Raw genomic sequence first — 25,839 nt, 5'->3', positions numbered from 1 at the left:
CGCTTATCTTGAACGACACTGCGCGCAAAGACCTGCGCGCAGTGTGATGGTTCTTCGTCAGATAGAACCGAACCGCATGTATCAGCCAGCCGTCAGCACGCCGCGATCAATCTGATCTTGCTCGATGCTTTCGAACAACGCCCGGAAATTGCCTTCGCCAAAGCCATCATCGCCTTTGCGCTGAATGAACTCGAAGAAAATCGGCCCTATCACGGTTTTTGAGAAGATTTGCAGCAGGATGCGGGTCTCGCCGCCATCCACCACGCCCTCACCGTCGATCAGGATGCCATGCTTGGCCATCGCCTCCAGCGGTTCCTGATGGCCAACAACGCGGGTTTTCGACAGCTCGTAATAGGCCATCGGCGGCTTCGGCATGAACTTCAACCCGCGTGCGGCGATCTCATCGGTGGCGGCGTAAATGTCCTGCGCGCCGACCGCAATATGCTGGATGCCCTCGCCGTTGTAACGCTTCAGGTATTCGACAATCTGCCCAGTTTCCCCGCGATCTTCATTGATCGGGATGCGGATGCGCCCGCAGGCCGAAGTCAGCGCGCGGCTGAACAGACCGGAGTGTTTTCCCGCGATGTCAAAGAAGCGAATCTGCTTGAAGCCAAAGATTCTGCCATAGAAATCAAACCACTTGTCCATATTGCCTTTGTGAACATTGTGCGTCAGGTGATCGAGATAGTAAAAACCGACGCCCCTAGGCTGATGATCGGTAAAAGTGAAATTCGTATACGGATTCGCCGCGCCGTATTGATCGACGAAATAGATCAGTGAGCCGCCAATGCCGACAATCGCCGGGACCTCCAGCGTCTTCACGCCCTCGAACGGCGCGGCCCCACGCGCCACCGCATGGGCAAACGCCTGCTTCGCATCGACCACGCGCCAGCCCATTGAGGGCGCGCAGGGGCCGTGCTCATCAACAAAATTGCGGCCATGGCTGCCGGGTTCATCGTTCAGGATATAGGTGATGTCGCCCTGCTGCCACAGCTCGATCGCTTTGCTGTTGTGCCGCGCGGTGAGGCTATAGCCCATACGGGTGAACAGATCGCGCAACTCTTGCGGATTTGGATGGGCGAATTCGACAAACTCCATACCATCTGTGCCCGCCGGATTGGCCGGGCTGATGCTGGCATTTGCGGCGGCGTGCGGAAACGGTCCCATGGTGTGCCTCTTTTGAATGCGTTTCGTCATAATAACGCATTAGTGACACGCTGTTTGCGCGTAGTTGGGTTGTAATGCGGCAACCTACGCGCAATACACGCGGGATATATGAATTTGACGCGAGAAACCCGCATGCTGGACGCTATCGACTCACGTCTGCTGGCCGAGATACAGGCCAATGCGATGCTGACAGCACAAGAACTGGGCGAGCGGTTGAACCTGTCGCCGAGCCAAGCCGCACGGCGCAGGCAGCGGCTTGAGGCCGAGGGCTTTGTGGTGGGATATGCGGCGAAGCTGTCGCCCGCCAAGGTTGGGCTGACCGTGCAGGCGTTTGTGCAGGTGCAGATGGCCACGCATTCGCCCGACGCTGCGCGCAGTTTTGGCACGCTGGTAGCCACCTGCCCCGAAATCGTCTCGGCCTGGACGCTGACCGGCGAGGCCGATTACCTGCTGCGGGTCTGGTGCGCCGATTTGCCGGATTTGAACCGGGTTATCCACACGCTGTTGCTGCCACATCCGGCGGTGGCGCGGGTGCAAAGCCAGATTGTGATGGACCAATTCAAGGCGGATGCGCCGCTGCCGACTTAAAACTGTTACCGACCTAAGTTTGTTGCTGATGTAAAGCCGCTGCCAAATCTGAAAGTGCGTAATGGAAAGTTTTCTGCTGCAAGCCTCGATCTACCTTGGCGCCGCCGTTTGCGTGGTGCCTTTGGCGGTGCGATTGGGCTTGGGCTCGGTGCTGGGCTACTTGGCTGCCGGGATTTTGATGGGGCCGATCTTGGGTATCGCAGGCGCGGAAACTGCCGATTTGCAGCATTTTGCCGAGTTCGGCGTGGTGCTGATGCTGTTCCTGATCGGGCTGGAATTAGAGCCGAAATCTTTGTGGGAGATGCGGCATAAACTGCTCGGCATGGGTGGCGCACAGGTGGTTTTGACCACCGCCAGCGTGGCTATCGGCTTGATTTGGTTCGGTGTTACGCCTGCCGTTGCTCTGGTTCTCGGCATGACGGCCTCACTGTCATCCACAGCCATCGTGCTGCAAACCCTGTCGGAAAAGAACCTGATGCGCACGCAAGGCGGACGCTCGGCGTTCTCGGTTTTGCTGACGCAAGATATGGCGGTGATCCCAATGCTGGCGGTGATTCCGCTGCTTGCATTGCCGGAACTGGCTGGGCAGAGCGCCGAGGTTTACGGCGTCAGCAATCCGCAGGATGTGGTCGAACAGGCTGCGACCTCACAACTGATCACCACGGTGCAATCCTTGCCGGGCTGGGGCGCGGGCTTGCTGACCTTGGCGATTGTAGCGGGCATCGTGCTGGCGGGCCATTATCTGAGCCGTCCGATTTTCCGCTTTGTTCATGCCGCGAAACTGCCCGAGATGAGCACCTTTATCAGCCTGCTGATGGTGCTGGGCATTGCGTTTCTGATGATGTTGGTCGGGCTTTCTCCGGCTTTGGGCACCTTTGTGGCGGGCGTGGTTCTGGCGAACTCGGAATTTCGCCATCAGCTAGAGGCCGATCTGAAACCGTTCAAAGGCCTGCTGCTGGGGCTGTTCTTTATGACCGTCGGCGTGGGTATCAACTTTAAGATGCTGGCACGCGAGCCGTTGACGGTGCTGGGACTCACCCTTGGACTGATGCTGCTGAAGGCGCTGATTCTGGTGGCGATTTCGCTGGTGTTCAAGTTGAAGCGGCAAGACCGTTGGCTGTTTTCGCTCAGCCTTGCACAAGGCGGCGAGTTCGGTTTTCTGATCGTCAGCTTTGCGCGGTCTGAAAGTGCCCTGCCACTGGCGGCGGGGCAGATGGGCCTGTTGGTGATCAGCCTGTCGATGCTGCTGACGCCTTTTCTGTTCATCGGCTATGATTGGCTCAGCGCCCGTTTTGCCCATCGCACCCCCGATCACGCCCCCGATGAGATCGACGAAAAAGGTCAAGTGATCATCGCTGGGATCGGGCGGTTTGGCCAGGTGGTCAATCGGCTGATCCGCACCTCGGGCATCCCGACGGTGGTTTTGGACAACGATATGACCACGATTGAAACCATGCGCAAATTCGGCGTGAAAGGGTTTTTCGGCGATCCGGCGCGGCCGGAACTGCTGGAGGCGGCCGGGCTCGCCGAGGCGCAGGTGATCGTGATTGCGGTGGATGACAGCGACACCGCAACCCGGATCGTGCGCTATGCCAGATCGCGGCGCCCCGATATCCATATCGTCGCCCGGGCGCGGGATCGGGTGCATGTCTATGAATTGTATCAAGCAGGTGCGAATGACATCGTGCGCGAGACCTTTGACAGCTCGGTCCGGGCGGGGCGCTATGTGTTGGAAAACATGGGGTTTTCCGAATACGAGGCTGCGAAAGTGTCGCAGGCCTATTACCGTGTTGATCGCGGCGCGATGCGCGATCTGGCCGAAGTGTGGGTTCCCGGCCAACCCACCCATCTGAATGACGCTTATATTGCGCGTGCCAAACAGCTTGACCGCGATCTGGAAATTGCCTTGATGGAGGAGCTGCACGAGGTCAAACCGATGGCTGCCGAAGACCCTGCCGAGGTGATTGACGCCATGCTGTTCCCCGATATGGATGAGCCACGCGACAGGCAGGCAGAGCAGTAGGGCAGAGCAATAAAAAAGGCGGCCCGAAGACCGCCTTTTCCGAAATTTCAAAACCAGATCAGGCAGCGCGGCCAATCAGCACATCGCCGACTTTCTTCTGAGCACCGGCCTCATCGACACCAGAAACGGCAGCAACTTCACGAGTCAAACGCTCCAGAGCCGCTTCATAAAGCTGACGCTCGGAATAGCTTTGCTCACGCTGGTCATCGCTGCGGTGCAGGTCGCGCACCACTTCGGCAATCGCCATCAGATCACCCGAGTTGATCTTCTGTTCATACTCCTGCGCCCGACGCGACCACATCGCACGTTTGACACGCGCCTTGCCCTTCAACGTATCCAGCGCCTTGGTGACCAGATCCGGCGAAGACAGCGAGCGCATGCCCACATCGGTGGCCTTATGGGTCGGAACCCGCAGCGTCATCTTGTCTTTTTCGAAGGAAATCACGAACAGTTCCAACACGAACCCGGCGATTTCTTGTTCTTCAATCGAGATGATTCGGCCAACGCCATGGGCTGGATACACAACGAACTCATTCGGACGAAAATCAGGCTTCTTCGATTTGGTCATTCAGTCGCTTCCTCGGGCAAGAGCCTGTTGCGCAAAAAACGTCACCGTTTCGGGAAATCATCCCGAGCAACGGCTTCTATTTTCGACTAGATTTTCACCCCAAGCGGGCAGCTTTGAGGTTTGTGCAGGCATCCGTGTTTATTTGTAACTTCTGCATAACACAAAAATGCACTGATTCCAACCACTGCGACAGATCAGCGCCGGCGCTTTACCAGTTGGAATCACGGTATTTTCAGGGTTCTGCATGATTTGTGAGGGCTGCTATGCCGAATCAGCGCATCTCCGCAGCTCAGTTGCCCTGCCCCGGCGCTTCCGAGAAATACTTCTCCCGCTTGCCGGTTTCGCCATCGCGGTCTTCATAGCCCGGCATCGGGTCTTTTTTGGTAACGATCACCGGCCACATTTCGGAATATTTACGATTGAACGTGACCCAAGCGTCCATATCCGGTTCGGTATCCGGGCGGATTGCGTCTGCGGGACATTCCGGCTCACACACACCGCAGTCGATGCATTCATCCGGGTGAATGACCAGCATGTTTTCGCCCTCATAGAAGCAATCTACCGGACACACTTCGACGCAATCGGTGTATTTGCACGCAATGCAGTTGTCGATCACAACGTAGGTCATGGCAGGCTCCTCTTTCCGCGCTGTCTGACTACTAAAGCTGGCGCGATCATTCAAGCGGTGCATCGGCGGTTGGGGCAAGATCATCGTAAAGCTGTTGCGCTTCTTGCGCGGGGCCACGGCGGTCTGACAGCGCCCGCACCCGGAGCAAGCGCAGGTTGCGGCCCTGCGAGAAGGCCAGCGTATCACCTTCCATCACGCCATGACCGGGCTTTTTACAGCGCTGGCCGTTCAAGCGCAGATGGCCGGACTCAATCACCTCAGCGGCAAGTTCCCTGTTCTTGAAGAACCGTGCCGCGAAAAGCCATTTGTCCAGCCGAAGTTTCGGTTGAACATCTTTTCGTGGTTTTGCCCCCGGCCCGGCCAATCAGATCCCTAAAGTTCAGAGCTTGGCCTTCAACGCCATCAAAGCGGCGAAGGGATTGTCGGGGTCAATCGGCTTTTCAACGCGCGGTGGGCGCTGTTCGTAGGTTTTCGGCTTGGTGTCGCGGTCATTCGGCTTGCCGCCATGCGGTTTGTTGCCTTTGTAGCCTTCGCGCTTTTCGCCATCACGGCGCGGGCCACGATCTGCTTGTGCAGGCTTGTCACCGTCAACACGCGGCGCGCGATCAGGGCGTGGGCCACGGTCGCCGCTGGGCGAATCGCCTTCCTTCTTCGGGCCGCGGTCTGGCCGAGGCCCGCGATCCGGGCGCGGGCCGCGTTCAGCCGCAGGCGCATCCAGGCTGCGCGGTGCGCGTTCGGGACGCGCGGGGCGTTCCGGGCGCGGGCGTGGTTTTGGCGCCCAAGTGAAGGTGTAGAACGTCTCCATCTCGGGGGCCGCTTCCGGGTCGGGCAAAACGAAAGCCGATTCGCCTTCGGGGATCGGCTGCACAGGCGCATCAGGATCAACCGCGACCGGAACCGGCACCGCCTTGATCTTGGCACGCTCAGCCTTTTCGCCCTTGTAACCCAAACCGCCCATCAAATCGTTGAACTGCTCCAGCGTCATCCCGGTGATCGACAGCATGTCTGGCGTGGCTTCAAACCCCGCGCGGCTGTCCTTGGTGCGCAGAATGTCGGCTAGACGCTCCAGCATATCAATGCGGATCGCCCGCGCGCCTGACGGGTGATAGCCCGCCAAAGTGTAGTGCATTTTCGGCACCGCAGGAATGTTCGGAATGGTCACCAGCCCCGGAGGCGGGCTTTCAGGAAACTCATCAAGGCCGTTCCACAAAGACCACAGCACCAGCCGCAACCGCGTGGGTGCAGGCTTTAGCAGCGCAGGCAGGAACACGGTGAATTGACCAAACCGCACACCATGTTTGCGCAAAGCGCCACGGGCCTCTTGGTCCAGCTCTTTGACTTCATTAGCGATATTTTCGCGCGGGATCACGCCCAGACTTTCGGCCAAACGGAAGGCGAAGCCGCGTGCAAGCCCGGTGAGGGTTTCGTCTCGGCCCATCGCCAGCAAAGGCTCAAAGTTTGCCGCCACCTTGCGGTCAATAAAATGCTGCAAACGACGGCGCACTTTATCGGCGACATCCGGGCCAGCTTCTTCATCGACAAACGCCTCGGCACCGGGACGCGCAGGTTCAGCGCCCTTCACCAGCTTGCCCATCGCCTGAGTGCCCCACATCAGGCCCCCCTGCTCGGTAAAATCCAGCTCGGTATCCGGCGCGTTATAGAACCGATCCGCCCGCAGATGGAATTCGGGCTTCAGCGCCGCGAAGGCCGCTTGCCGCAGCGTTGCCGCCTCTTCGTTAGATTCGGTCGCATCCTGACGGAAACGGAACCCCTCAAGACGGCCGACGAACTCGCCTGCAACCGTCACTTCGCCTTTGTCATTCACCTCGGCCACGAGGGTCTCCTTCTGCTTCAACCGCCGCAACAGCACGGACGTGCGCCGGTCAACAAATCGTTGCGTCAAAGCGCCATGCAGCGCATCCGACAATCGGTCTTCTACAGCGCGCGTCTCGGCGCGCCAATGGCTTTCGTTGTCTACCCAGCCCTTGCGCTGCGCAACATAGGTCCAGGTGCGGATATAGGCCAGACGTTTCGAGATGGTATCAATGTCGCCACCGGCTTTATCTATCCGCGCGATGGCCTTTTCCAGCCAATCCGACGGGATGCGGGTTTGTGCGAGGCCCCGCCCGGTCAGGAAATCGAAAATGCGGGCGAGCAGAGTGAAGTGCTCATTGCCCGCCACGTTGCGGAAATCGGGGATGCGGCAGACTTCCCACAGCAGTTTGATGCGCTGCGGCGTGTTCAGCTTTTCTTTGACCTCGGACAGTTCGGACAGATATTTCAGCGCCAGCACATCATCGGCATCGCGTGCGCGGGCCAGCCATTTGTTCTGCGTTGGGGCTTCGAGGGAGCGGACCAGCCGATCAACCGAGCCAAACTCCAGATCATGGTTGCGCCATTCCAGCTTGCGCACCGGATCAAAGCGATGTTTCTGAATCGCTTCGACGGTTTCTTCGTCCATCGGGCGCACCTCGCCCGTCACGCCAAAAGTGCCGTTTTCCTGATAGCGTCCCGCCCGCCCGGCAATCTGCGCCAGCTCCTGCGGATACAAAGCCCGCATCCGCCGCCCGTCAAATTTCGACGTGGCCGCGAAGGCGATATGCTTGATATCAAGGTTTAGCCCCATGCCAATCGCATCGGTTGCCACCAGATAATCGACATCGCCGTTCTGATACAAAGCCACCTGCGCGTTGCGGGTGCGGGGCGACAAAGCCCCCATAACAACCGCACACCCACCCTTGGTGCGGCGGATCAACTCGGCAATCGCATAGACGTTTTCCACCGAAAACCCAACGATGGCAGAGCGTTCCGGCATCCGGCTGATCTTTTTCGACCCCGTGTAGGTCAGCTCGGAAAACCGCTCGCGCTTGATGAACTGCACATTTTTCACAAGCCCCGCAATCGCAGGCCGCATGGTTTCCGCCCCCATGAACAGCGTCTCATGCAAGCCCCGCGCCCGCAAAAGGCGGTCGGTGAACACATGCCCCCGCTCTGGATCAGCGCAAAGCTGGATCTCATCCACCGCGACGAAATCCGCACCCAGATCCAGCGGCATCGCCTCAACCGTGCAGACCCAATACTGCGCCCGATCTGGCACGATGCGCTCCTCGCCCGTCACCAGCGCCACCACCGACGGGCCACGCGACGCCACAATCCGGTCGTAAACCTCGCGCGCCAGCAACCGCAAAGGCAGGCCGATTACCCCGGTGCGATGCCCCAGCATCCGCTCTATCGCGTAATGGGTTTTCCCGGTGTTGGTCGGCCCAAGCACCGCCGTCACCTGTCCGGCAGCCATCATATCTGTGGCCCTGCCCTATAGATCTTTGCCCTGAAGCTCGGTTTCGATCCGGCTTACGGCTTCTTCAACACCCGGCGCATGCGGGTCAATCTTCAACGTCGCCTTATAAACCTCTAGTGCCTGCGCGGACTTGCCGAGTTCCTCAAAGATCGAGCCCAAGCCCGACAAAGCCCCGAAATGCTTCGGATTCAGCGTCAAAACCTTGCCGATATCCGCAATCGCTGGGCCAAACTCGCCCAATTGATAATACGCGGTTGCGCGGGCATTCCAACCTTCGGCGAAATCCGGCGCATGATCGACCAAAGCCGTTAAATGCTGCACGGCCAGATCGGGCTGGCCGTTCGCCATCGCATCCTTGCCACGCTGCAACAGCAAATCCATCGCAGGCGAGCCGGATTTCGACCATTCCATCCAGATATCGGATTCGATCTGTTTGGCCTCGCCCTCATCGGCCTTTTGCAAACGTGCAAAAAGATCGTCAAGTTTGTCGGTTTGCGCGGCCACCGGCAGGCATGACGACAAAACCAGCATAAATGCCGCAACGATACGATTGTGTAACGAATGATGCGCTTTCATAAGGGTATAGGTAACGCAACGGGCGGGGAATTCCAGCCCCGCCTGCACAGATCGGAGAATGTGATGAGCGATGTGATCTCGACCGCCGTGGCGGCTTTGGCGAAAAAGCTACCCAACGGCTTTGATGGCGTGGCAAAGTTTGTGCTGGTGGGTGAAGGTTCGATTATGGTCGATCCTTCGGGCGCACGGGCGGGCGATGAGCCTTCGGATGTGACGCTGACCGCTGAACCCGAGGTTTTTCAAGCCATGCTGGCGGGCGAGATGAATCCGACCACGGCTTTTATGACCGGAAAACTAAGTGTTGAGGGCAGCATGGGCCTTGCCATGCAACTCGGCGCGGCGATGTCGTGAGCGACGCGCCGCTTTACGACATTGCTGAAGGGCCTGAGGGAGGCCGCGCTTTTTGGCTGAATGCTGCCGATGGCGTGCGCTTGAGGGTTGGGCTTTGGACGCATCCGGGCGCACAAGGCACAGTTTTGTTGCTGCCAGGGCGGACGGAATATGTTGAGAAATATGGCCGTGCGGCGGGTGATTTGCGAGCGCGTGGCTTTGCCACTTTGGTGATAGATTGGCGTGGTCAGGGTTTGGCAGACCGCGCTTTGGATGATCCGATGGGCGGTCATGTCACTGATTTTGCTGAATATCAGCTTGATTTTGATGAGATGGTGGGCTTTGCCCGTGCGCAGGGTTTGCCCGAACCTTATTACCTGATGGCGCATTCGATGGGCGGTTGCATTGGGTTGCGCGCATTGATGCGCAACGCTCCGGTCAAGGCTGCGGCGTTCTCGGCGCCGATGTGGGGCATTCTGATCGCGGCTTGGATGCGTCCGATGGCCGTGGCGCTGACCACCGCCTCGCGTTGGTTCAAGTTTGACAGCCGATATGCGCCGGGCACCGGAGCGAAGTCTTATGTGCTGACCGCACCGTTTGCGGGTAATTCGCTGTCCACTGACCCCGAGATGTGGGAATATATGCGAAAACAAGCGCTTGCCCATCCAGAGCTCGGTTTGGGGGGGCCGAGTTTGGGTTGGCTGAAGGCGGCATTGACCGAATGTCACGCGCTGACCTTGCTGAAATCACCTGCTATCCCGGCAATGACAGCGCTGGGATCACAAGAGAAAATCGTCGATACCGCACCGATTCATACCCGCATGGCGGTCTGGCAAAACGGCACTTTGGACCTTTATCCGGGTGCCGAGCATGAGGTGCTGATGGAAGGTGCCGCAGCGCGGGCGCGTTATTTTGACACCGCAGCGGCGCTGTTTTTGAAACATCGCTAAGCCCGGATTCGGCGTTGGTTAATGACAAATGAATGACCCAGAAAGCGGCCATATAACGGCCATAAGCGGGCCATACGCAGGCCCGTAAATCTTACAGCGTGATCTGGGTGAAGCCGTCCCGCAACGCCTTCGACCACGCTTCTGACATCAGCCGGAAACTTTCATCCCCCGCCTCAATCCGCCGCCTGCGACCGACCCGGCAGGCGTCTTTCTCGATGATGCTGAGGTCAAGCGGCATCCCGACCGACAGGTTCGAGCGCAACGTCGAATCCATCGACAGCAGCACGGCTTTTTCGGCATCGGCCAAAGAGGTGCCGGGCTTTACCACCCGGTCCAGAATCGGCTTGCCATATTTATGCTCGCCGATTTGCAAGAATGGCGTGTCTTCGGTGGCCTCGATGAAATTGCCCTCGGGGTAGATCAGAAACAACCGCATCGCGCCGCCCTTGCGCTGTGCGGCGACGATCATGCTGGCCGAAGCGCTTTGCTTCATTGTGGCCATTTTCTCATCAATCTCTTGCCGCACGGTTGAGAGCATGTTGCCGATGATCAGCGCCACCTTCAGCATGGTTGGGGCCTTCATAATCGAGCTTGTCTCGGTCGCGTCCGGGTCGTCAATCGCCTCACGCAGCCGCGCGATTGTCGTCTGTGTGACCGACAGTGACCCCGCCGTGACGATTGAAATCACCCGTTCGCCCGGTTCTTCAAAATGAAACATTTTGCGGTAGGTCGCGATGTTGTCCAAACCGGCGTTGGTGCGGGTATCCGACAGCAAAACCATGCCCGCATTCAACAAAAGTCCGACGCAATAGGTCATGGCACGCTCCGATCTTAGGTCGGGGGAGCCTATTGCTCCTGCGTCTGGACCGCAACCGTCACCGACAAGATTTCCGAGCCTGAACCGCGTGAAATTCCGCGAATTGGGGCTGCATCTTGTGCATCAAGCCCTGATCCGATCCGAATATAGCGATCATCAGGGCAGCATCGGTTCGCCGGATCAAAGCCGATCCAGCCGATACCTGCGATGTAAAGTTCGCCCCAGGCATGGGCGGCCTCGTGATCCATGCCATCTTGACCCGATTGCAAATAGCCCGAGACGTAGCGGGCCGGAATCCCGCCCGCGCGTGCGGCTGAAATCAGCGCCTGGGCGTGATCTTGACACACGCCTTCGCCTTGCGCCAAAGCCTCTGCCGCTGTGGTACGCGCACGGGTAGAGCCGGGTTTGTAGGCAATCGCATCGGAAATCGCGTCCGTCAGGTTATGACAGCCCGCAAGGGGCGATTGGGCGGCGGCGATGATCTGGCCCAGTTCCAGCAGCGCGGCATCGGCGAAGGTGGCTTCGGTGTTGCGCAGATAGGCTTCTGGCGGCACCAGTTCTTTGTGGCCGCGCAAAATCCCTGCCAGATCAGTGGTTTGCACCCGGCCTGATACGCGCACTTCAATCTCATCCACCGGGCCTGCGACAGTCCAGCCCTGCACCCAATCACCTGCGCCATCGCGAAACGCGCTGCCTAACTCGCCGCCGGTCATCGTGACCGACCAATCCAGCACCTTCTGGCCGTCAAATTTTGACGGCATCAAACGGTGGCTTTGCACCACGCCGCGCACCGGGCGGTCATAGCGATACACCGTGACATGTTCGACGCTGAGCAACATTACTGCATATCCCCCGAGAGATAGGAATTGTGGATGATCGCACCCAAACCTGCGGCCTCGTGGATGAAGCGAGACAGAAACTCGTGCAGACCTTCTTCAAAAATCTGCTCGGTCGACTGATTCTCCAGATCATGCAGCAACCGGGCGGCCACGGATTGCGCCTCTGTTTCGCGACCGTAGAGTTTGGCCAGACGAGTCAGATGGTTGTTGACCCCCGCCATGCAGGTGATCAGGCTGCGTGGGCATTGCGGATTCAAAATCAGGAAATGCGCGATCTTGCCCGAGGTGATCTCTCCACCGTAGGCCCAATGGAACGCCCGGTTGGCCGACATCGCGCGCAAAAGCATCGACCATTGATCGTTGTCGAGGCCCGATCCGACATAATCGGCGCGCGGCAAAAGGACGTAATATTTCACGTCCATCAGCCGCGCGGTACTGTCGCCGCGTTCCAGATAATAGCCGATATTCAACACGTTATAGCCATCATTGCGCAACTGGGTTGCATCAATGGCCCCGCGCACCATCGCGGTGTGCCGCATCACCCAATCTGTCAGGCGCGACAGTTCATGCGGCGTGGTCTGTGCGGAAAGCTGGCGTAGTTCCTGAAACGCGGTGTTCAGCGCATCCCAGACTTGCGTGGTCAAGGCGGTGCGGATGATGCGGGCATTTTCGCGGGCATTGGTGATGCAGGAGGCCACGGAGTTTGGATTGTCACGATCAAAAAACAGATAGGATTCGATCTTTGACTGCATCGGCGCACCGTATTTGGCGACATAGCCGTTGGTATTGCCGCTTGCGCGCAGAAGGCTGTCCCAATCGTTGCGATAGCCTTGGGCCGAGGGCAGCAAGGATATGCGCGCGCCCACTTCCAACAAACGTGCAGCGGTTTCTGCCCTCTCCATATTGCGGGCGATCCAGTAGAGGTTGTCGGCGGTTCTTGAAAGCATGATTTACTCCGCCAATACCCAAGTGTCTTTAACGCCGCCGCCTTGGCTAGAGTTCACCACAAGGCTGCCTTCGCGCAAGGCCACGCGGGTCAGGCCGCCGGGGACCAACTCAATACGTTCGCCAACCAGACAATAGGGGCGCAAATCGACGTGGCGGGGGGCGATGCCTTCCTCAACGAAGGTGGGCGTGGTGGACAAAGCCAAGGTCGGCTGGGCGATGTAATTGCTGGGATTGGCAAGGATCAGCGCGCGGAAATCTTCGACCTGCTGCTTGGTCGATTTCGGCCCGACAAGCATCCCGTAACCGCCCGAGCCGTGGACTTCCTTGACAACCAGTTCCGCCAAGTTTTCGGAGACATATTTCAGATCAGACACATCACCGCATTTCCATGTCGGCACGTTGTTCAGGATAGGCTCTTCACCCAGATAAAATCGTATCATTTCCGGTACATAGGTGTAAACCGCCTTGTCATCCGCAACCCCCGCCCCCGGCGCCGAGCAGATCGACACCCCGCCCGAGCGATACACATCCATCAGCCCCGGCACGCCCAGCATGGAATCGGCGCGGAAGCACAGAGGGTCGATGTAATCATCGTCCAAGCGACGATAGATCACATCGACGCGTTTTGGGCCTTCGGTGGTGCGCATATATACAAACGCGCCGTTGACGAATAAATCCTGCCCCTCGACCAGTTCGACGCCCATCAGATCAGCGAGGAAGCTATGCTCATAATAAGCCGAGTTGAAATGGCCCGGCGTCAGGATCACCACCGTCGGGTCGCGGTCACATTTGGCGGGGGCCACCGACGCAAGGGTGCGGCGCAGTTTGTCGGGGTAGCTGTCAATCGGCTCAATGCGGTTTTCGCGGAACAAATCCGGGAACATCCGCATCATCATCTCGCGGCTCTCCAGCATATAGCTGACCCCCGACGGCGTGCGGCAGTTGTCTTCCAGTACATAGAACTCACCCGGTCCGGTGCGCACGATGTCGATGCCAACGATGTGAGAATACACACCTTTTGGCGGGACAAAGCCGCAGACTGATTTCTCATAGGCTGCGTTCTGATACACCAGCTTGGCGGGGATTCGGCCCGCACGCACAATCTCACCACGACCGTAAACATCGACCAGAAACGCATTCAACGCCCGCGCCCGCTGTTTGATGCCACGCTCCAGCTTCGCCCATTCATTGGCGGTAAACACACGGGGGAACATATCGAACGGGATCAGGCGATCCGGGTCGCCGCCCTCACCATAGACCGCGAAGGTGATACCAATGCGGCGGAAAAGCGCCTCGGCTTCGGCCTGTTTGGCCAGCCGGATGTCGGCGGGCATGTCCGCGCTCCAGCCTTCCAAACCGGCATATGGCGGGCGCACCGCATTATTTTGGAACATTTCGTTGAAACAGGGGGTCATGCCGTGCCGCCTTTTCGTGCTGATTGATTCAAGTAAAGGCTGCGCGCTGTGCGCCGTAAAGAGCAGAAGATTGAAAGCGCTTCGATTTTCACACATCCGCCCGAAATAACCGCCAATCGCCGCCTAAATTTTAGGCATCCGGTTTTGCTCACCTTTCCGCGCGCCGCCTTGCACAACGCCCCTTTTGCCCCCTAGATACGTCCAACAAGCAAAGAGGTTCCCATGTCGCACGCCCTACACCGCCCCGGTCAACAACGCCCGGTTTTTGACGCCCGCATCGGCTCGAACTCGTTTGGCGATCTGCCCGATTGGGATTTGAGCGACCTTTACCCTGCCCCCGATGCGCCGAAATTGACGCGCGATATGGCGTGGCTGGACAAGGCTTGCGCTGATTTTGCCACGAAATATGAAGGCAAGCTGGCTGACCTGAGTGCCGCCGAATTGCTGGCCTGCGTGACGGAGTATGAGGCGATTGACGTGATCGCGGGCCGGATCGGGTCTTATGCGGGCCTGCGCTATTACCAGAATACGATGGATTCCGAGCGCGCCAAGTTCATGGCCGATGTGCAGGACAACATCACCAATTTCACCACGCCACTGGTGTTTTTTAGCCTTGAATTCAACCGCTTGGACGATGAACTTCTTGCAAAACTGACCGCCGAGAATGCGGCGCTTGCCCGCTATAATCCTGTGTTCGCCCGCATGCGCGCGATGCGGCCGCATCAGTTGTCCGATGAGATGGAGAAATACCTGCACGACGCCTCGGTCGTGGGGGCTTCGGCATGGAATAAGCTGTTTGATGAAACCATGGCAGGGCTGATGTTCACCGTGGCAGGTGAGGAGGAAGCGCTGAACCTTGAGGCCACGCTGAACCTGTTGACCGATGCAGACCGCGCCAAACGTGAGGCTGCCAGCCATGCTTTGGCGGAGGTTTTTGACAAACATATCAAACTGTTCGCGCGCGTTCATAACACTTTGGCGAAAGAGAAAGAGATCGAAGACCGCTGGCGCAAAATGCCCAGCCCGCAATATTCCCGCCACCTTGCCAACCATGTCGAACCCGAGGTGGTCGAGGCTTTGCGCAACGCTGTCGTCGCGGCCTACCCCAAGCTTTCACACCGTTATTACAAGCTGAAAGCCAAATGGATGGGGCTTGATCGGTTGCAAACTTGGGACCGTAACGCACCATTGCTGACCGAAGCGCCACGCTTGGTGAACTGGGCTGAGGCCACCGAAACGGTTCTCAGTGCCTACGCCGCCTTCGATCCCCGTATGGCCGAAATCGCCAAGCCGTTCTTTACCGATGGCTGGATTGATGCAGGCGTCAAACCCGGCAAGGCTCCGGGGGCGTTCGCACATCCGACCGTCACCACAGTGCATCCCTATGTAATGTTGAACTACCTCGGCAAACCGCGCGATGTGATGACGCTGGCGCATGAATTGGGCCATGGCGTACATCAGGTTCTGGCGGCGGGTCAGGGCGAGTTGCTCTCCTCCACTCCGCTGACTTTGGCCGAAACCGCCAGCGTCTTTGGCGAGATGCTGACCTTCCGCAAGCTGCTTGACGGGGCGAAAACGCCCGCCGAGCGCAAAACTCTGCTCGCGGGCAAGGTTGAAGATATGATTAACACTGTGGTGCGCCAGATCGCGTTCTATGATTTTGAATGTAAACTCCACGCCGCCCGTGCCGAAGGTGAACTCACCCCGGACGACATCAACGCACTCTGGATGTCAGTGCAGGCGCAGTCTTTGGGCGAAGTGTTTGATTTCGTAGATGGATATGAAACCTTCTGGGCCTATATCCCGCATTTCGTCCACTCACCGTTCTACGTCTACGCCTATGCCTTTGGCGACGGTTTGGTGAACGCCCTCTATGCTGCCTATGCCGACGGGCTGCCAGATTTCCAAGAGAAGTACTTTGACATGCTGAAAGCCGGTGGCTCGAAGCATCACAAGGAATTGTTGGCCCCGTTTGGTCTAGATGCCAGCGATCCGAAATTCTGGGACAAAGGCCTGTCAATGATCGCGGGGTTCATCGACGAATTGGAAGCGATGGAAGACTAACGCTGCGCAAAGTAGCCTGTTGCTGTGATCTTGGCCAAGACATCCTGACCAAGGCTGGGGGATTTCAGCGACAGGCAGTTTTGCTTGTAAAACCAATAAAGAAATTCTGCATATGGCCAGTCACGGGCCTCGGCACGGGCGATGGCGGCATCAAAATCATACCTGCTGCGCACAACTTCGGTGCAATGGTGAAAATCCGCCTGTCCGCAGGTGATCACCGGGCGGCCATGCACCATGGCTTCAATCCCGACGGCGGAGTTGATCGTGACCACCAGCGCACAGGCATCCAGAATATCGTGGATATTGGCATAGCTGATCTGAAGCCGCGCGTCTTTTTGGCTTTGACGCAGCAGCCATCCAAATGTGTCAAAATTAATGTCCATCGGATGCGGTTTCACGATGATGGGGCGCGGATCCGCGCGAGATAACAAGGCTTTGATCATCCGTCGCATCGTGACGTAAAGCGCCTCAGTGACGCCGCGATGGCTTTCGGTTTGTAGAAATACGGCGATGCAGCCCTGCGGCAAGGGCAGCTTTTCGATGGGCTGATCATAGCGCGATTTGCGCTTGGCGGCGGTGGTGGCGTAGAGGTCTGCCTGAAATTGTTTCGCCGCGAAACGATCGATCACCGCCGCGTCAAACGGTTCAGCTGCAATCGACGACAGATAGCGGGTGCCGTCAGGATCAAGATAGCAATACGGTGCGATATAGGCGGACCCGAAGTTCAGCGCCCTAGGGTGCCGGATTTCGCCGCGATCAAAGATGTGGAATGCCTGATCCGCCTCGATTTGCGCCAATGCGGTGTCGCGGTTGTGCAGCACCAGTTCACAGACAGCACCCAGAGGCGTCAGCGCCTGCATAAGCGGGCCATAAGCCTGCCTGCGCTCCCAAGCAGAGTCCAGCAGCCGTTTGGGCACATGGAAGCTGAGTGGGAACGCGGGGTGTATGCTCACAGGGTGATTTCAACCCCAACCTTGAACACTGTGTCGATCATCGCTTGGGTGCCCTTCACAAACTCCAGCGGGCATGGATAGGCCGCGCCTTCGCGCACCGAGCGGCCAAATGCCTCGACTTGCAGCACATAATGGTTCGCGGTTGGGAAGCGTTCGGTGATCACCTTGTTGCCGTTCTGGTGCAATTCAGTCTCGGCAATATCGTTGGTGTTGGCGTTGAACGGGCCGCCATCCAGCCGGATCATGCCTTTGTCGCCTTGGAACGTCACCACTTGCCGATTGTATAGCCGCATCGAGGTGATCGACTCGTAGGTGAAGCGGCCATGCGGGCCATCCATGATGCCCGACACTTGCGCAAAGGTATCGACGCCGTTTTCAAGGATCAGCCGCGCTGCAATATCAACGGGTTCTGATCCGGTGACAAAGCGCGCCGAGCCAAAGGTATAGACGCCGATGTCGCGCAAAGACCCGCCGCCCACTTCGGGACGATTGCGGATGTTTTCCATATCGGTCAGGCAATAGGTGAAGGCGGCATCGACGTGGCGCAGGGTGCCGATCTCGCCGGCCTCCAGCCATTTTTTCGCCAACTGCCACTGCGGATGATGCACGATCATATAGGCTTCTGCCGCAAGCAAGCCCGAGGCATCCCGCGCCGCGATGATCTGATCGATCTCAGATGCCTGCATCGCAATTGGCTTTTCGGTCAGCACATGCTTGCCTGCCGCCAAAGCTTTCAGGGTCCATTCAACATGCAGATGGTTCGGCAGCGGCACATAAACCGCGTCAATCGTGGGGTCGGCGAGCAGAGCATCGTAACTGGAATGGATCTTGATGCCGGGGCAAAACGCCTGAAACCCGGCGGCTTTTTCCGGGCTGGATGTCGCCAAAGCCGCCAGCTCCGCACCTTTTGCCGCATGTATCGCCGGAGCCATCTGCTCTTTGGCGAAATTCGCAGCCCCCAAAATACCCCAACGCACTGGCTTCATCTTTTCAATCCCTTATGTTTCGCTGCGAAACTAGCGGGCCTGACATGTTAGCGCAATCGCTTAGGCCTCGGGTGTCACGTCTTCCACAGGTTTGCGCGGTTTTTTGACGAAACTGTAGACCAGTGCCGCGAGATAGGCGCAATCTACCAGAGCCAGCGTTGTCCAAGGATAGGTCAACAACGCCGCGACCAGACCGACGAAGGCGAGCAGCACAAAACTGACATTCTCGGCATAGATCGTGGCGCGTTTGAACGACGGCGTGCGGAAACGCCCCACCATCAGCCAGCCCACCAGCGCCATCCACAGCGCCACAAGGCCAGTGGCATGCGGCTGCCCGTCGTCCAGCGCGAAAGCGAGAAACATCGGCAGCATCACCAGCAGTGCGCCCGCTGGGGAAGGCACGCCTTGGAAGCTGTTGGAATCATTGTCAGGTTGGCGATTTCCGATATTAAAGCGGGCAAGGCGCAACAAGCAAGCGACGGCATAGATCAGGCAGGCGATCCAGCCCTCGGCACGCATGCCCTGAAGCGCCCAAAGATAGGTGATAAGCGCCGGAGCCACCCCGAAATTGACCAGATCACAGAGGCTATCAAGTTCAGCCCCCATATCGGATTCGCTTTTCAAAAACCGCGCGAGGCGGCCATCAAGGCCATCCATCACCGCCGCCGCGATGATCAGCGCAACCGCCAGACCAAATCGCCCCTCAATCGCAAAGCGCACCGCTGTCAGCCCCGCACAGAGCGCCGCCACGGTCATAAAATTCGGGATCAACTGCACGATATGCAGCTTTTTGCGCGGACGCCGCCCGGCCTTTGCAGGCTGAGGTTCGGCAGGCTGCGGCGCGGCGGGCACCTTCATTCCCGCACTGCCGCGCGGCGCAGCATGTCGCGGTCCAACTCGGCCAGAACGGTTTCGCCGCCGAGCATGGTTTGACCCAGCGCGACCAAGGGTTCGACCCCATCGGGCAGATAGACATCAAGGCGCGACCCAAAGCGGATCAGGCCGAAACGTTCACCTGTGCGCAGCGACTGACCTTCCGACACGAACGGCACGATGCGGCGGGCGACAAGGCCTGCAATCTGCACCACGATCAGGTGGCGACCATCGGGAAGCTCCAACAGCAGGCTGTTGCGCTCATTGTCTTCCGAGGCTTTATCCAGCGAGGCATTGAGGAATTTACCCGGACGATACGCCATTTTGGCGATGCGTGCGGCAATCGGCGCGCGGTTCACATGGCAGTTGAATACCGACATGAACACCGAAACCCGCGTCAGCGCATCATTGCCCGCGCCAAGTTCCGGCGGCGGCACCGCGCGTTCAATCAAAGACACCACGCCATCGGCGGGTGAGACGATCAGGCCACGCCCCTGTGGGACCGAGCGTTTCGGATCGCGGAAAAAGTAATAGCACCAGACGGTTGCGCCAACGCCAAGCCAACCCAACGGGTCCCATATCCAAAACAACACTAAGGTGATGACGGCGAAGATGCCGACAAACTTATAGCCCTCGCGGTGCATCGGTTTCAGAAAGGTTTCCAGCATGGTCATAGGGTGGCCCTTTTATGGCACATCAGTTTGATCCAGCTATCTAGCCTTTGCTCACGCATGGCGCAACCTTTGGGCGCAAGATACGCCCAAAGGAGTTTGTCTTAGGCCGGGATTACCATGCCTTTGCCAACGGCCAATGAGCGCATCCGCTCTTGCAGCTTTTCAAACGCGCGGACTTCGATCTGACGAATACGCTCACGGCTAACGCCGTAGCTTTCCGACAGTTCTTCCAGCGTGATCGGGGTTTCCGACAGGCGCCGCTTCATCAGCACGTCTTTTTCGCGGTCATTCAGCGCCGACATGGCTTGGTGCAGCAGGTCCATGCGGATGTCGAATTCATCGCGCGCCTCATAATCGCCAGCCTGATCGCTATCTTCATCTTCCAACCAATCCTGCCACTGCGTGGTGCCTTCACCGTCGGAACCAACCGTTGCGTTCAGCGAAGCATCACCCCCCGACAAACGCCGATTCATATCAACGACCTCGTGTTCCGACACGTTCAGATCGGTGGCGATGCGGGTGACGTTTTCCGGCCGCAGATCGCCTTCCTCCAACGCGCCAACCTTGGCTTTGGCTTTGCGCAGGTTGAAAAACAGCTTTTTTTGCGCCGAGGTGGTGCCGAGTTTGACCAAAGACCACGAGCGCAGGATGTATTCCTGAATACTCGCGCGGATCCACCACATCGCGTAAGTCGCGAGGCGGAACCCCTTTTCCGGGTCAAAGCGTTTGACAGCCTGCATCAAACCGACGTTTGCCTCAGAGATAACTTCGGCCTGCGGCAGACCATAGCCGCGATAGCCCATGGCAATTTTGGCGGCCAGTCGCAGATGACTTGTCACCATGCGATGCGCGGCTGGGCTGTCTTGGTGATCGACCCAGCGTTTGGCCAGCATGTATTCTTCTTCGGGTTCAAGCAGCGGAAATTTGCGGATTTCCTGCATGTAACGGTTCAGCCCCTGTTCGGGGCTGGGTGCTGGCAGATTTGCATAGGTGCTCATGTTTGACGCTCCCTCGTTGGTCCGGTGCAGTTTCGCCCCCGGACAGTCGAATTTATATATGCCAGACGCCGCCTTCAAGCATCATAGGCATAACTTGTTTAACGAAAGATGGTTCCACTTCCGTCGCAGCGGAAGGTTTGTAACATTCCGGTCACGGGAATGTTAGCGAACGCTCCTCAAGCCTATCGGCTTTCCTCGCTGTCACAGGCGCGGCGTAAGCGAAGAAAGCCGTCAGGCTTGATGAGCGGCCCTCAGCGGCGCAAAGCCGCCAGCAGCCCCTCCAGATCAGCGGGCAAGGGCGAGGTGAATTCCAGCATCTCGCCCGTCACCGGATGCGCGAAGCCCAAGGTTGCCGCGTGCAAGGCTTGGCGGGGGAAGCTGTTGCCGAGTTCCGCCACTTCAGGCCCGAACAGTTTGGGCGAGACTTTTTTCTTGCCGCCATAGGTCTGATCGCCGACCAAGCCATGGCCCGCATAGGCCATATGGACGCGGATTTGGTGGGTGCGTCCGGTTTCCAGCCAACATTCCATCAGGGCAGCACCACCCTTAAAATCTTCCATCACCCGCGTGCGGGTCACGGCGTGGCGGCCCGAATTCCACACAACGGCTTGGCGTTGGCGGTCGGTCTTGTGGCGCTCCAGATGGGTGGCGATTTTCAGGATGCCGCCTGCTTCAAAGGTGATACCCTTCAGGCCACGGATGCGCGGATCATAGGCTGAAGGCACGCCGTTCACCACCGCGAGATAGCGGCGATTAACGGTATGGGCCTCAAACTGCGCAGCCAATCCGTGATGCGCGCGGTCGGATTTGGCGACCACCAACAGGCCCGTGGTGTCTTTGTCGATGCGGTGGACGATGCCGGGGCGACGCTCACCGCCAATGCCAGACAAGGTATCGCCGCAATGGTGCAACAGCGCGTTGACCAAGGTACCGGAAGGTGTTCCAGGGGCGGGATGCACCACCATGCCTGCAGGCTTGTCTATCACGATCAGGTCGCCATCTTCCCAGATCACGGACAACGGAATATCTTCCGGCAGGGTCGCCACATCGACGGCGGGGGCGAGGATCAGGGTGTAGACCTCACCCGCTTTCACCTTGGTCTTCGGGTTGGTCACCGCCACGCCATCGCGCAAAACGTCGCCTTCGTCGATCATCTTCATCAAACGCGAGCGCGACAGTGCAGCTTGCTCTGGCACCGCGGCCGCAAGCGCCTTATCAAGACGAGGAGTCGCGTCTTCGCCAATCACGATGACCAGACGGTTGCTCGCCACGTCGTCGTCTCCCATTTCTGCGCCATCAACAGCGTCTTCGTCTTCATAAGGGCTCGCCATGTCTGACACTCCGATCGAGCCGGGCTTGCCGCCCTCGCTCCGCTTGCTGAAAGTTTTGGTGATCGTGCTGATGATCACCATGATTGGCGGTGTCATAACCGTGGTCGGCCTGCTTGTCACCCGTATGCCGAACGCAAACAGCTTGACCCCCGCCCTGCCGGCAAGCTTGCAAATGCCCGCCGGGGCCACAGCGCAGGCGATCACCATGGCGCCCGGTTGGATCGGCGTTGTCACCACCGACAACCGCATCCTGATTTTCACGCCGCAAGGCGCATTGCAGCAAGAGATCGCCATAGCGCCAATTCCCGCGCCATAACCCAAGCTTTGTCTTGACCAGATACAGCCCGTGATCTTTGCTGAGCCAGACAGAGTTTGAGGATGCCCGCGCGATGAAAATATTGCGGTTCTTAATGCCGGGCCCCGATGCAGCTGCGCAAATCAGCACCCAATTACAGATGCTTACTGCGGTAGAGCCCACCCGCCTTTTAAGCACATCTGTCGCTTTTGGCCTGATGGCGCTGTTTCTGCCGCCTTGGCTGGTGCTGGCGGCGCTGGGAGTGGATATGGCGCTGGAGGGGCTCGGATTTCAGCTGATGCGCGCACTTGATCCAAGCAGCCAACCGCGCCGCTACCTCGCAACCGTGGCGGCGGTTTTTCTTACCGAGACATCTTACACTTTGTGTTGCGCGTTGATCTGGCAGCAGGACACCGAATTTGCCAAAGCGGCGGCGGCGGGGCTACTCAGCATGACGTTGTTTCAGCTGAGCACGGTGCGGGCGATCCACATGCCGTTCGGCATCGCAGGCATGACTGCGGCCACGCTGACGGCGCTGATCGGCAACGGATTTTACTGGCTGGAGAAACAGGATTGGATGGGCTTTGCGGCCTCATCCGTAGCCCTGCTGGCTGCCATTTCTTATGGCTTGGGGGCGATGCGATCCAATCATGCGCTGCATGTGGAAATCAGCAGTCGCGGCGTCAGGGCGGATGCCGCCAACCGCGCCAAGGGCCACTTTCTGGCGCAGATGAGTCACGAGTTGCGCACCCCGCTCAACGCGATAGTTGGTATGGGCGAGTCGGAACTGCTGCACACGCCCAGCCCTGCCACGCAGGCAAGGATGCACACGCTGGTCAGCTCGGCTCTGGATCTGGCGGCCATCCTTGATGACATTTTGCAAATGGCTGCGATTGAAGAAAACCAACTGCCGCTCCGCCCGATCATCGCCAGACCGAAAGAGGTGGTTGAGGCCACGGTGGCGCTGTTCCAGCCAGTCTTTGCCAAAGCCGGGCTTTGGCTGCGGTTGGAGTTTACCGCGCCGCGGTTGCCAGATGGCCACCTTGCCCCCGATCTGCCGGAAACCGCCGAATTCGATCCGCAGCGCTTGCGGCAATGCCTGTCAAACCTTTTGTCCAATGCGTTGAAGTTCACCAAAACCGGCGGTGCGACCTTGCGGGTCAGCTACCGCGCACAACCTTTGCCCCACGCCGGCCAAGCTATGGGCGGTCAGTTGCAGATAGATGTCTCGGACACCGGCAAGGGCATCCCGGCGCATGAACACGGCCTTGTGTTTCAACCCTTCCAACGCGGGGCGGGCGCGCACAGCGGCACCGGTCTTGGGCTGGCGATCAGTCGTAGCATCGCCCAGCATATGCAGGGCGATCTGGTGCATTTGCCAAGTCAGATCGGCGCGCTGTTCCGGCTCAGCGTGATGATCCGCCCGGTCACGACACCCGCCTACCTGCCTGCACATGCGGCCAATCTGTCCGGGCACCTTATCTTGGTGGTGGATGACATCGCCACCAACCGCTTGGTCGCCGCGACCTATCTGCGCGGTATGCAGGTGCGTGTCGACGAGGTGGAAAGCGGGGCCGCAGCCCTGCAAGCCATTGCCACCCAGCGCCCCGACCTGGTGCTGCTTGATCTGCACATGCCGGGTCTGTCGGGGATCGAGACTCTGGCCGCGATCCGCGCCTTGCCGGGGCCGCATTTGCCGGTGGTGGCGATGACGGCGGATGCCTCTACGGCCGACCGCGCACTGTATCTCGCTGCGGGCCTGGACGGCTATCTGACCAAACCGCTGACGATGGAGGCGCTGCGGCTTGGCCTTGCCAAACACCTGACTAGCCCAAACATCTGACAAGCGCTGCGCCCTTGGCCTAACCGCCGCCTGTTTGCGACATCGCTGGTCATCCCGGACGGGACGCAACCGCTTTGTCGGCGTCAACTGCGCCAAACAAGCGGGAGAATCGGGATGATGGGTGATCTGGGCGCGCGCGATGCGACGGAATTGGCGGGGATGGTGGCATCGGGGCAAGTGACGCCGACCGAACTGCTGGACGCAGCCCTTGCAGCGGTCGAGGCGCGCAACCCCGCGATCAACGCCGTGGTGCTGATGCAAGAATCCGCCGCCCGCCGTGCGATTGCCGAAGGTTTGCCGCGCGGGCCGTTCCGGGGTGTGCCGTTCCTCTTGAAAGACCTTGGCTGCGAGGCGGTGGATTTCCCCGGCCATAACGGCTCGCGTCTGCTGATGAACACCACCTACGCGCGCGATTCCGCGATCTGGGAACGGATCAGGGCAACGGGCGTGGTCAACTTTGGCCGCACCACCAGCCCCGAGGGCGGCGTCGGCGCTGTCACCGAAGCCGCAGTCTATGGCGGCCCGACCCGCAACCCGTGGAACCTAGATTATACCTCGGGCGGCTCATCCGGCGGCGCGGGCGCTGCGGTGGCCGCCGGAATTGTGGCCTTCGCGCATGGCTCGGACGGTGGCGGTTCTGTACGTATCCCAGCATCCTCCTGCGGGTTGTTCGGCTTCAAATCCACCCGAGCCCGACTGCCCGATGGCCCCTATTCCGGTGAAGGCTGGGCGGGTATGGCGATTGACGGCTTTTTGACCCGCTCGGTGCGTGATACCGCGATCATGCTGGACGCCTGCGAAGGGCCTGACCTTGGAGCGCCCTATGTCGCACCTGCGCTGGCGCATGGTCATGCAGCCGCGATCAGTCGCCCGCCGCGCCGCCTGCGCATCGCACTCTGTGATACCACCTTCACCGGTGAAGCGATTGATCCAGAGGTGGCGCAAGCCGTGCGCAATGCGGGAGTGCTGCTGGAAAGACTTGGTCATCATGTCGAGCAGGGTCGGCCGAGCGCGGATGTAGATATGATGATGCGGGCCTGGACGGATATTGTCGGTGTCGGCACCGCTTTGTCGATCCAGAAAGCGCTGAACGGTCGCGCCCTGACGCCCGATCTGGTCGAAGGCATCGGCCGCTCCGCTGTCGCCTATGCTGCCACCCTGCCCCCAACCCGCTATCTGGAAGCCGTGGGCGAGATACACAGCTTCGGTCGCCAGATGGCCGAATACTTTGCCAGTGGCACCGACATTCTGCTGTCCGCCACCCTCGCCGAGCCACCTGCCCGCGTTAGCCGCTATCACCACAACCGCGACGACTATGTGAATTACCGTATCGGCCCCGGCGGCATCTTCTCTTACTCGCCGTTCTGCGCCGTGTTTAACGCCAGCGGACAGCCTGCCGCCTCGCTGCCATTAGGCCAATCTACGACAGGTTTGCCCATCGGCATCCATCTGGCGGCATCCTACGGGAACGATGAAGAATTGATCGCGCTCTGCGCTGAAATCGAATCTGCGGCACCTTGGAACACCCGCCGCGCCGCAATGGCTTAAGCCACGCCTAAGCACTGCCAAGCCTAAGCCTTTGCGCGCGTTATCATCCTGCCGCGCGCTTAGGCATCCGCACAACCTAAGCGGCAACTGCCTGGTCTTTCGGCACAAGGGGCGAAGTTTATGTTGC

24 protein-coding genes are annotated in these 25,839 nt (G+C 59.0%); 8 read left to right on the top strand and 16 right to left on the bottom strand.

Going from position 1 to position 25,839, the window contains the following annotated elements:
• Positions 1–81: 81 nt before the first annotated feature.
• Positions 82–1,167, bottom strand: a complete 1,086-nt coding sequence (gene hppD, locus ACP7AP_RS01495) for a 4-hydroxyphenylpyruvate dioxygenase (protein WP_426031512.1) — start codon at positions 1,165–1,167, stop codon at positions 82–84.
• Between the two features lie 132 nt (positions 1,168–1,299).
• On the opposite strand from hppD, the gene ACP7AP_RS01490 reads away from it, so the two are divergent.
• Both ACP7AP_RS01490 and ACP7AP_RS01485 read left to right on the top strand, forming a co-directional pair.
• The gene (locus tag ACP7AP_RS01490) at positions 1,300–1,755 is read left to right on the top strand and encodes an Lrp/AsnC family transcriptional regulator (RefSeq protein ID WP_426031510.1); all 456 of its coding nucleotides are present in this window, start codon (positions 1,300–1,302) and stop codon (positions 1,753–1,755) included.
• Between the two features lie 61 nt (positions 1,756–1,816).
• Positions 1,817–3,778: a cation:proton antiporter gene (locus ACP7AP_RS01485; RefSeq protein ID WP_426031508.1), complete on the top strand. Its 1,962-nt coding sequence runs from the start codon at positions 1,817–1,819 to the stop codon at positions 3,776–3,778.
• A gap of 58 nt (positions 3,779–3,836) precedes the next feature.
• Here ACP7AP_RS01485 and ACP7AP_RS01480 read toward each other — a convergent pair whose 3' ends face one another.
• The 5 genes from ACP7AP_RS01480 to ACP7AP_RS01460 all read right to left on the bottom strand — a co-directional run bounded on the left by ACP7AP_RS01480 (position 3,837) and on the right by ACP7AP_RS01460 (position 8,803).
• Positions 3,837–4,346, bottom strand: coding sequence for a CarD family transcriptional regulator (locus ACP7AP_RS01480; RefSeq protein ID WP_054004630.1), 510 nt, complete (start codon positions 4,344–4,346; stop codon positions 3,837–3,839).
• Positions 4,347–4,635: 289 nt separating this feature from the next.
• Positions 4,636–4,974 (bottom strand): ferredoxin FdxA, encoded by a 339-nt coding sequence (gene fdxA, locus ACP7AP_RS01475; protein ID WP_304926256.1) that lies wholly within the window; start codon positions 4,972–4,974, stop codon positions 4,636–4,638.
• A 46-nt stretch (positions 4,975–5,020) separates the two neighbouring features.
• Complete coding sequence (locus ACP7AP_RS01470; RefSeq protein ID WP_426031505.1) at positions 5,021–5,338, bottom strand: RNA-binding S4 domain-containing protein; 318 nt, start codon at positions 5,336–5,338, stop codon at positions 5,021–5,023.
• Positions 5,339–5,353: 15 nt separating this feature from the next.
• Complete coding sequence (locus ACP7AP_RS01465) at positions 5,354–8,272, bottom strand: helicase-related protein (protein WP_426031503.1); 2,919 nt, start codon at positions 8,270–8,272, stop codon at positions 5,354–5,356.
• Between the two features lie 15 nt (positions 8,273–8,287).
• Complete coding sequence (locus ACP7AP_RS01460; protein WP_426031501.1) at positions 8,288–8,803, bottom strand: tetratricopeptide repeat protein; 516 nt, start codon at positions 8,801–8,803, stop codon at positions 8,288–8,290.
• A 108-nt stretch (positions 8,804–8,911) separates the two neighbouring features.
• On the opposite strand from ACP7AP_RS01460, the gene ACP7AP_RS01455 reads away from it, so the two are divergent.
• Positions 8,912–9,199 (top strand): SCP2 sterol-binding domain-containing protein, encoded by a 288-nt coding sequence (locus ACP7AP_RS01455; RefSeq protein ID WP_426031499.1) that lies wholly within the window; start codon positions 8,912–8,914, stop codon positions 9,197–9,199.
• Positions 9,196–10,128: an alpha/beta fold hydrolase gene (locus ACP7AP_RS01450; RefSeq protein WP_426031497.1), complete on the top strand. Its 933-nt coding sequence runs from the start codon at positions 9,196–9,198 to the stop codon at positions 10,126–10,128. The genes ACP7AP_RS01455 and ACP7AP_RS01450 overlap by 4 nt, the downstream gene beginning before the upstream one ends.
• A 91-nt stretch (positions 10,129–10,219) precedes the next feature.
• On the opposite strand, the gene ACP7AP_RS01445 is transcribed toward ACP7AP_RS01450, so the two are convergent.
• From ACP7AP_RS01445 to ACP7AP_RS01430, 4 genes are read right to left on the bottom strand one after another with little or no spacing between them, the layout of a single operon-like run.
• Positions 10,220–10,945 (bottom strand): proteasome-type protease, encoded by a 726-nt coding sequence (locus ACP7AP_RS01445; RefSeq protein WP_426031495.1) that lies wholly within the window; start codon positions 10,943–10,945, stop codon positions 10,220–10,222.
• A 29-nt stretch (positions 10,946–10,974) separates the two neighbouring features.
• Complete coding sequence (locus ACP7AP_RS01440) at positions 10,975–11,784, bottom strand: transglutaminase family protein (protein WP_426031493.1); 810 nt, start codon at positions 11,782–11,784, stop codon at positions 10,975–10,977.
• On the bottom strand, positions 11,784–12,731 hold the full coding sequence (locus tag ACP7AP_RS01435; RefSeq protein ID WP_426031491.1) for an alpha-E domain-containing protein: 948 nt from the start codon (positions 12,729–12,731) through the stop codon (positions 11,784–11,786). Before ACP7AP_RS01435 ends, ACP7AP_RS01440 begins: the two co-directional genes overlap by 1 nt.
• 3 nt (positions 12,732–12,734) lie before the next feature.
• The gene (locus ACP7AP_RS01430) at positions 12,735–14,147 is read right to left on the bottom strand and encodes a circularly permuted type 2 ATP-grasp protein (protein ID WP_426031489.1); all 1,413 of its coding nucleotides are present in this window, start codon (positions 14,145–14,147) and stop codon (positions 12,735–12,737) included.
• Between the two features lie 222 nt (positions 14,148–14,369).
• Between ACP7AP_RS01430 and ACP7AP_RS01425 the strand changes: the two genes are divergently transcribed.
• Positions 14,370–16,211 (top strand): M3 family oligoendopeptidase, encoded by a 1,842-nt coding sequence (locus ACP7AP_RS01425; RefSeq protein WP_426031487.1) that lies wholly within the window; start codon positions 14,370–14,372, stop codon positions 16,209–16,211.
• Here ACP7AP_RS01425 and ACP7AP_RS01420 read toward each other — a convergent pair.
• The 6 genes from ACP7AP_RS01420 to ACP7AP_RS01395 form a co-directional block, all read right to left on the bottom strand.
• Positions 16,208–17,164, bottom strand: coding sequence for a hypothetical protein (locus ACP7AP_RS01420; RefSeq protein ID WP_426031485.1), 957 nt, complete (start codon positions 17,162–17,164; stop codon positions 16,208–16,210). The genes ACP7AP_RS01425 and ACP7AP_RS01420 overlap by 4 nt on opposite strands.
• Positions 17,161–18,150 (bottom strand): Gfo/Idh/MocA family protein, encoded by a 990-nt coding sequence (locus ACP7AP_RS01415; RefSeq protein ID WP_426031483.1) that lies wholly within the window; start codon positions 18,148–18,150, stop codon positions 17,161–17,163. Before ACP7AP_RS01415 ends, ACP7AP_RS01420 begins: the two co-directional genes overlap by 4 nt.
• Before the next feature lie 60 nt (positions 18,151–18,210).
• Positions 18,211–19,008 (bottom strand): CDP-diacylglycerol--serine O-phosphatidyltransferase, encoded by a 798-nt coding sequence (gene pssA / locus ACP7AP_RS01410; protein WP_426031481.1) that lies wholly within the window; start codon positions 19,006–19,008, stop codon positions 18,211–18,213.
• Positions 19,005–19,697, bottom strand: coding sequence for a phosphatidylserine decarboxylase (locus tag ACP7AP_RS01405; protein WP_426031479.1), 693 nt, complete (start codon positions 19,695–19,697; stop codon positions 19,005–19,007). Before ACP7AP_RS01405 ends, pssA begins: the two co-directional genes overlap by 4 nt.
• Before the next feature lie 101 nt (positions 19,698–19,798).
• Entirely contained in the window at positions 19,799–20,695 is an 897-nt protein-coding gene (rpoH, locus tag ACP7AP_RS01400; protein ID WP_426031477.1) for an RNA polymerase sigma factor RpoH, read from the bottom strand.
• Between the two features lie 251 nt (positions 20,696–20,946).
• A complete protein-coding gene (locus tag ACP7AP_RS01395; protein WP_426031745.1) occupies positions 20,947–21,981 on the bottom strand; it encodes an RluA family pseudouridine synthase in 1,035 nt (344 codons plus the stop codon).
• Positions 21,982–22,024: 43 nt separating this feature from the next.
• Here ACP7AP_RS01395 and ACP7AP_RS01390 point away from each other — a divergent pair, with 43 nt between their 5' ends.
• The 3 genes from ACP7AP_RS01390 (at position 22,025) to ACP7AP_RS01380 (ending at position 25,712) form a co-directional block, all read left to right on the top strand.
• The gene (locus tag ACP7AP_RS01390; RefSeq protein WP_426031475.1) at positions 22,025–22,342 is read left to right on the top strand and encodes a DUF6476 family protein; all 318 of its coding nucleotides are present in this window, start codon (positions 22,025–22,027) and stop codon (positions 22,340–22,342) included.
• A gap of 73 nt (positions 22,343–22,415) precedes the next feature.
• Positions 22,416–24,164: a response regulator gene (locus tag ACP7AP_RS01385; RefSeq protein WP_426031473.1), complete on the top strand. Its 1,749-nt coding sequence runs from the start codon at positions 22,416–22,418 to the stop codon at positions 24,162–24,164.
• Positions 24,165–24,278: 114 nt separating this feature from the next.
• Entirely contained in the window at positions 24,279–25,712 is a 1,434-nt protein-coding gene (locus ACP7AP_RS01380; protein ID WP_426031471.1) for an amidase, read from the top strand.
• The last annotated feature ends 127 nt before the right edge of the window (positions 25,713–25,839 follow it).

This window comes from Cypionkella sp. TWP1-2-1b2 (assembly GCF_049896245.1).
In the GTDB taxonomy this organism is placed as follows: Bacteria; Pseudomonadota; Alphaproteobacteria; order Rhodobacterales; family Rhodobacteraceae; genus Cypionkella.
Note: the sequence above shows the minus strand (reverse complement) of the source record. Positions and strands in the feature narration are given on the sequence as shown.

What these genes read in the sequence shown, in the direction of transcription:
- ACP7AP_RS01480 (WP_054004630.1), bottom strand. Translation starts at nt 4,346, where the DNA reads ATGACCAAATCGAAGAAGCCTGATTTTCGTCCGAATGAGTTCGTTGTG.
- ACP7AP_RS01385 (WP_426031473.1), top strand. Translation starts at nt 22,416, where the DNA reads ATGAAAATATTGCGGTTCTTAATGCCGGGCCCCGATGCAGCTGCGCAA.
- fdxA (WP_304926256.1), bottom strand. Translation starts at nt 4,974, where the DNA reads ATGACCTACGTTGTGATCGACAACTGCATTGCGTGCAAATACACCGAT.
- ACP7AP_RS01460 (WP_426031501.1), bottom strand. Translation starts at nt 8,803, where the DNA reads ATGCTGGTTTTGTCGTCATGCCTGCCGGTGGCCGCGCAAACCGACAAA.
- ACP7AP_RS01490 (WP_426031510.1), top strand. Translation starts at nt 1,300, where the DNA reads ATGCTGGACGCTATCGACTCACGTCTGCTGGCCGAGATACAGGCCAAT.
- ACP7AP_RS01425 (WP_426031487.1), top strand. Translation starts at nt 14,370, where the DNA reads ATGTCGCACGCCCTACACCGCCCCGGTCAACAACGCCCGGTTTTTGAC.
- pssA (WP_426031481.1), bottom strand. Translation starts at nt 19,008, where the DNA reads ATGAAGGTGCCCGCCGCGCCGCAGCCTGCCGAACCTCAGCCTGCAAAG.
- ACP7AP_RS01440 (WP_426031493.1), bottom strand. Translation starts at nt 11,784, where the DNA reads ATGTTGCTCAGCGTCGAACATGTCACGGTGTATCGCTATGACCGCCCG.
- ACP7AP_RS01430 (WP_426031489.1), bottom strand. Translation starts at nt 14,147, where the DNA reads ATGACCCCCTGTTTCAACGAAATGTTCCAAAATAATGCGGTGCGCCCG.
- ACP7AP_RS01395 (WP_426031745.1), bottom strand. Translation starts at nt 21,981, where the DNA reads ATGGGAGACGACGACGTGGCGAGCAACCGTCTGGTCATCGTGATTGGC.
- rpoH (WP_426031477.1), bottom strand. Translation starts at nt 20,695, where the DNA reads ATGAGCACCTATGCAAATCTGCCAGCACCCAGCCCCGAACAGGGGCTG.
- ACP7AP_RS01390 (WP_426031475.1), top strand. Translation starts at nt 22,025, where the DNA reads ATGTCTGACACTCCGATCGAGCCGGGCTTGCCGCCCTCGCTCCGCTTG.
- ACP7AP_RS01415 (WP_426031483.1), bottom strand. Translation starts at nt 18,150, where the DNA reads ATGAAGCCAGTGCGTTGGGGTATTTTGGGGGCTGCGAATTTCGCCAAA.
- ACP7AP_RS01435 (WP_426031491.1), bottom strand. Translation starts at nt 12,731, where the DNA reads ATGCTTTCAAGAACCGCCGACAACCTCTACTGGATCGCCCGCAATATG.
- ACP7AP_RS01405 (WP_426031479.1), bottom strand. Translation starts at nt 19,697, where the DNA reads ATGACCATGCTGGAAACCTTTCTGAAACCGATGCACCGCGAGGGCTAT.
- ACP7AP_RS01485 (WP_426031508.1), top strand. Translation starts at nt 1,817, where the DNA reads ATGGAAAGTTTTCTGCTGCAAGCCTCGATCTACCTTGGCGCCGCCGTT.
- ACP7AP_RS01455 (WP_426031499.1), top strand. Translation starts at nt 8,912, where the DNA reads ATGAGCGATGTGATCTCGACCGCCGTGGCGGCTTTGGCGAAAAAGCTA.
- ACP7AP_RS01465 (WP_426031503.1), bottom strand. Translation starts at nt 8,272, where the DNA reads ATGATGGCTGCCGGACAGGTGACGGCGGTGCTTGGGCCGACCAACACC.
- ACP7AP_RS01380 (WP_426031471.1), top strand. Translation starts at nt 24,279, where the DNA reads ATGATGGGTGATCTGGGCGCGCGCGATGCGACGGAATTGGCGGGGATG.
- ACP7AP_RS01445 (WP_426031495.1), bottom strand. Translation starts at nt 10,945, where the DNA reads ATGACCTATTGCGTCGGACTTTTGTTGAATGCGGGCATGGTTTTGCTG.
- hppD (WP_426031512.1), bottom strand. Translation starts at nt 1,167, where the DNA reads ATGGGACCGTTTCCGCACGCCGCCGCAAATGCCAGCATCAGCCCGGCC.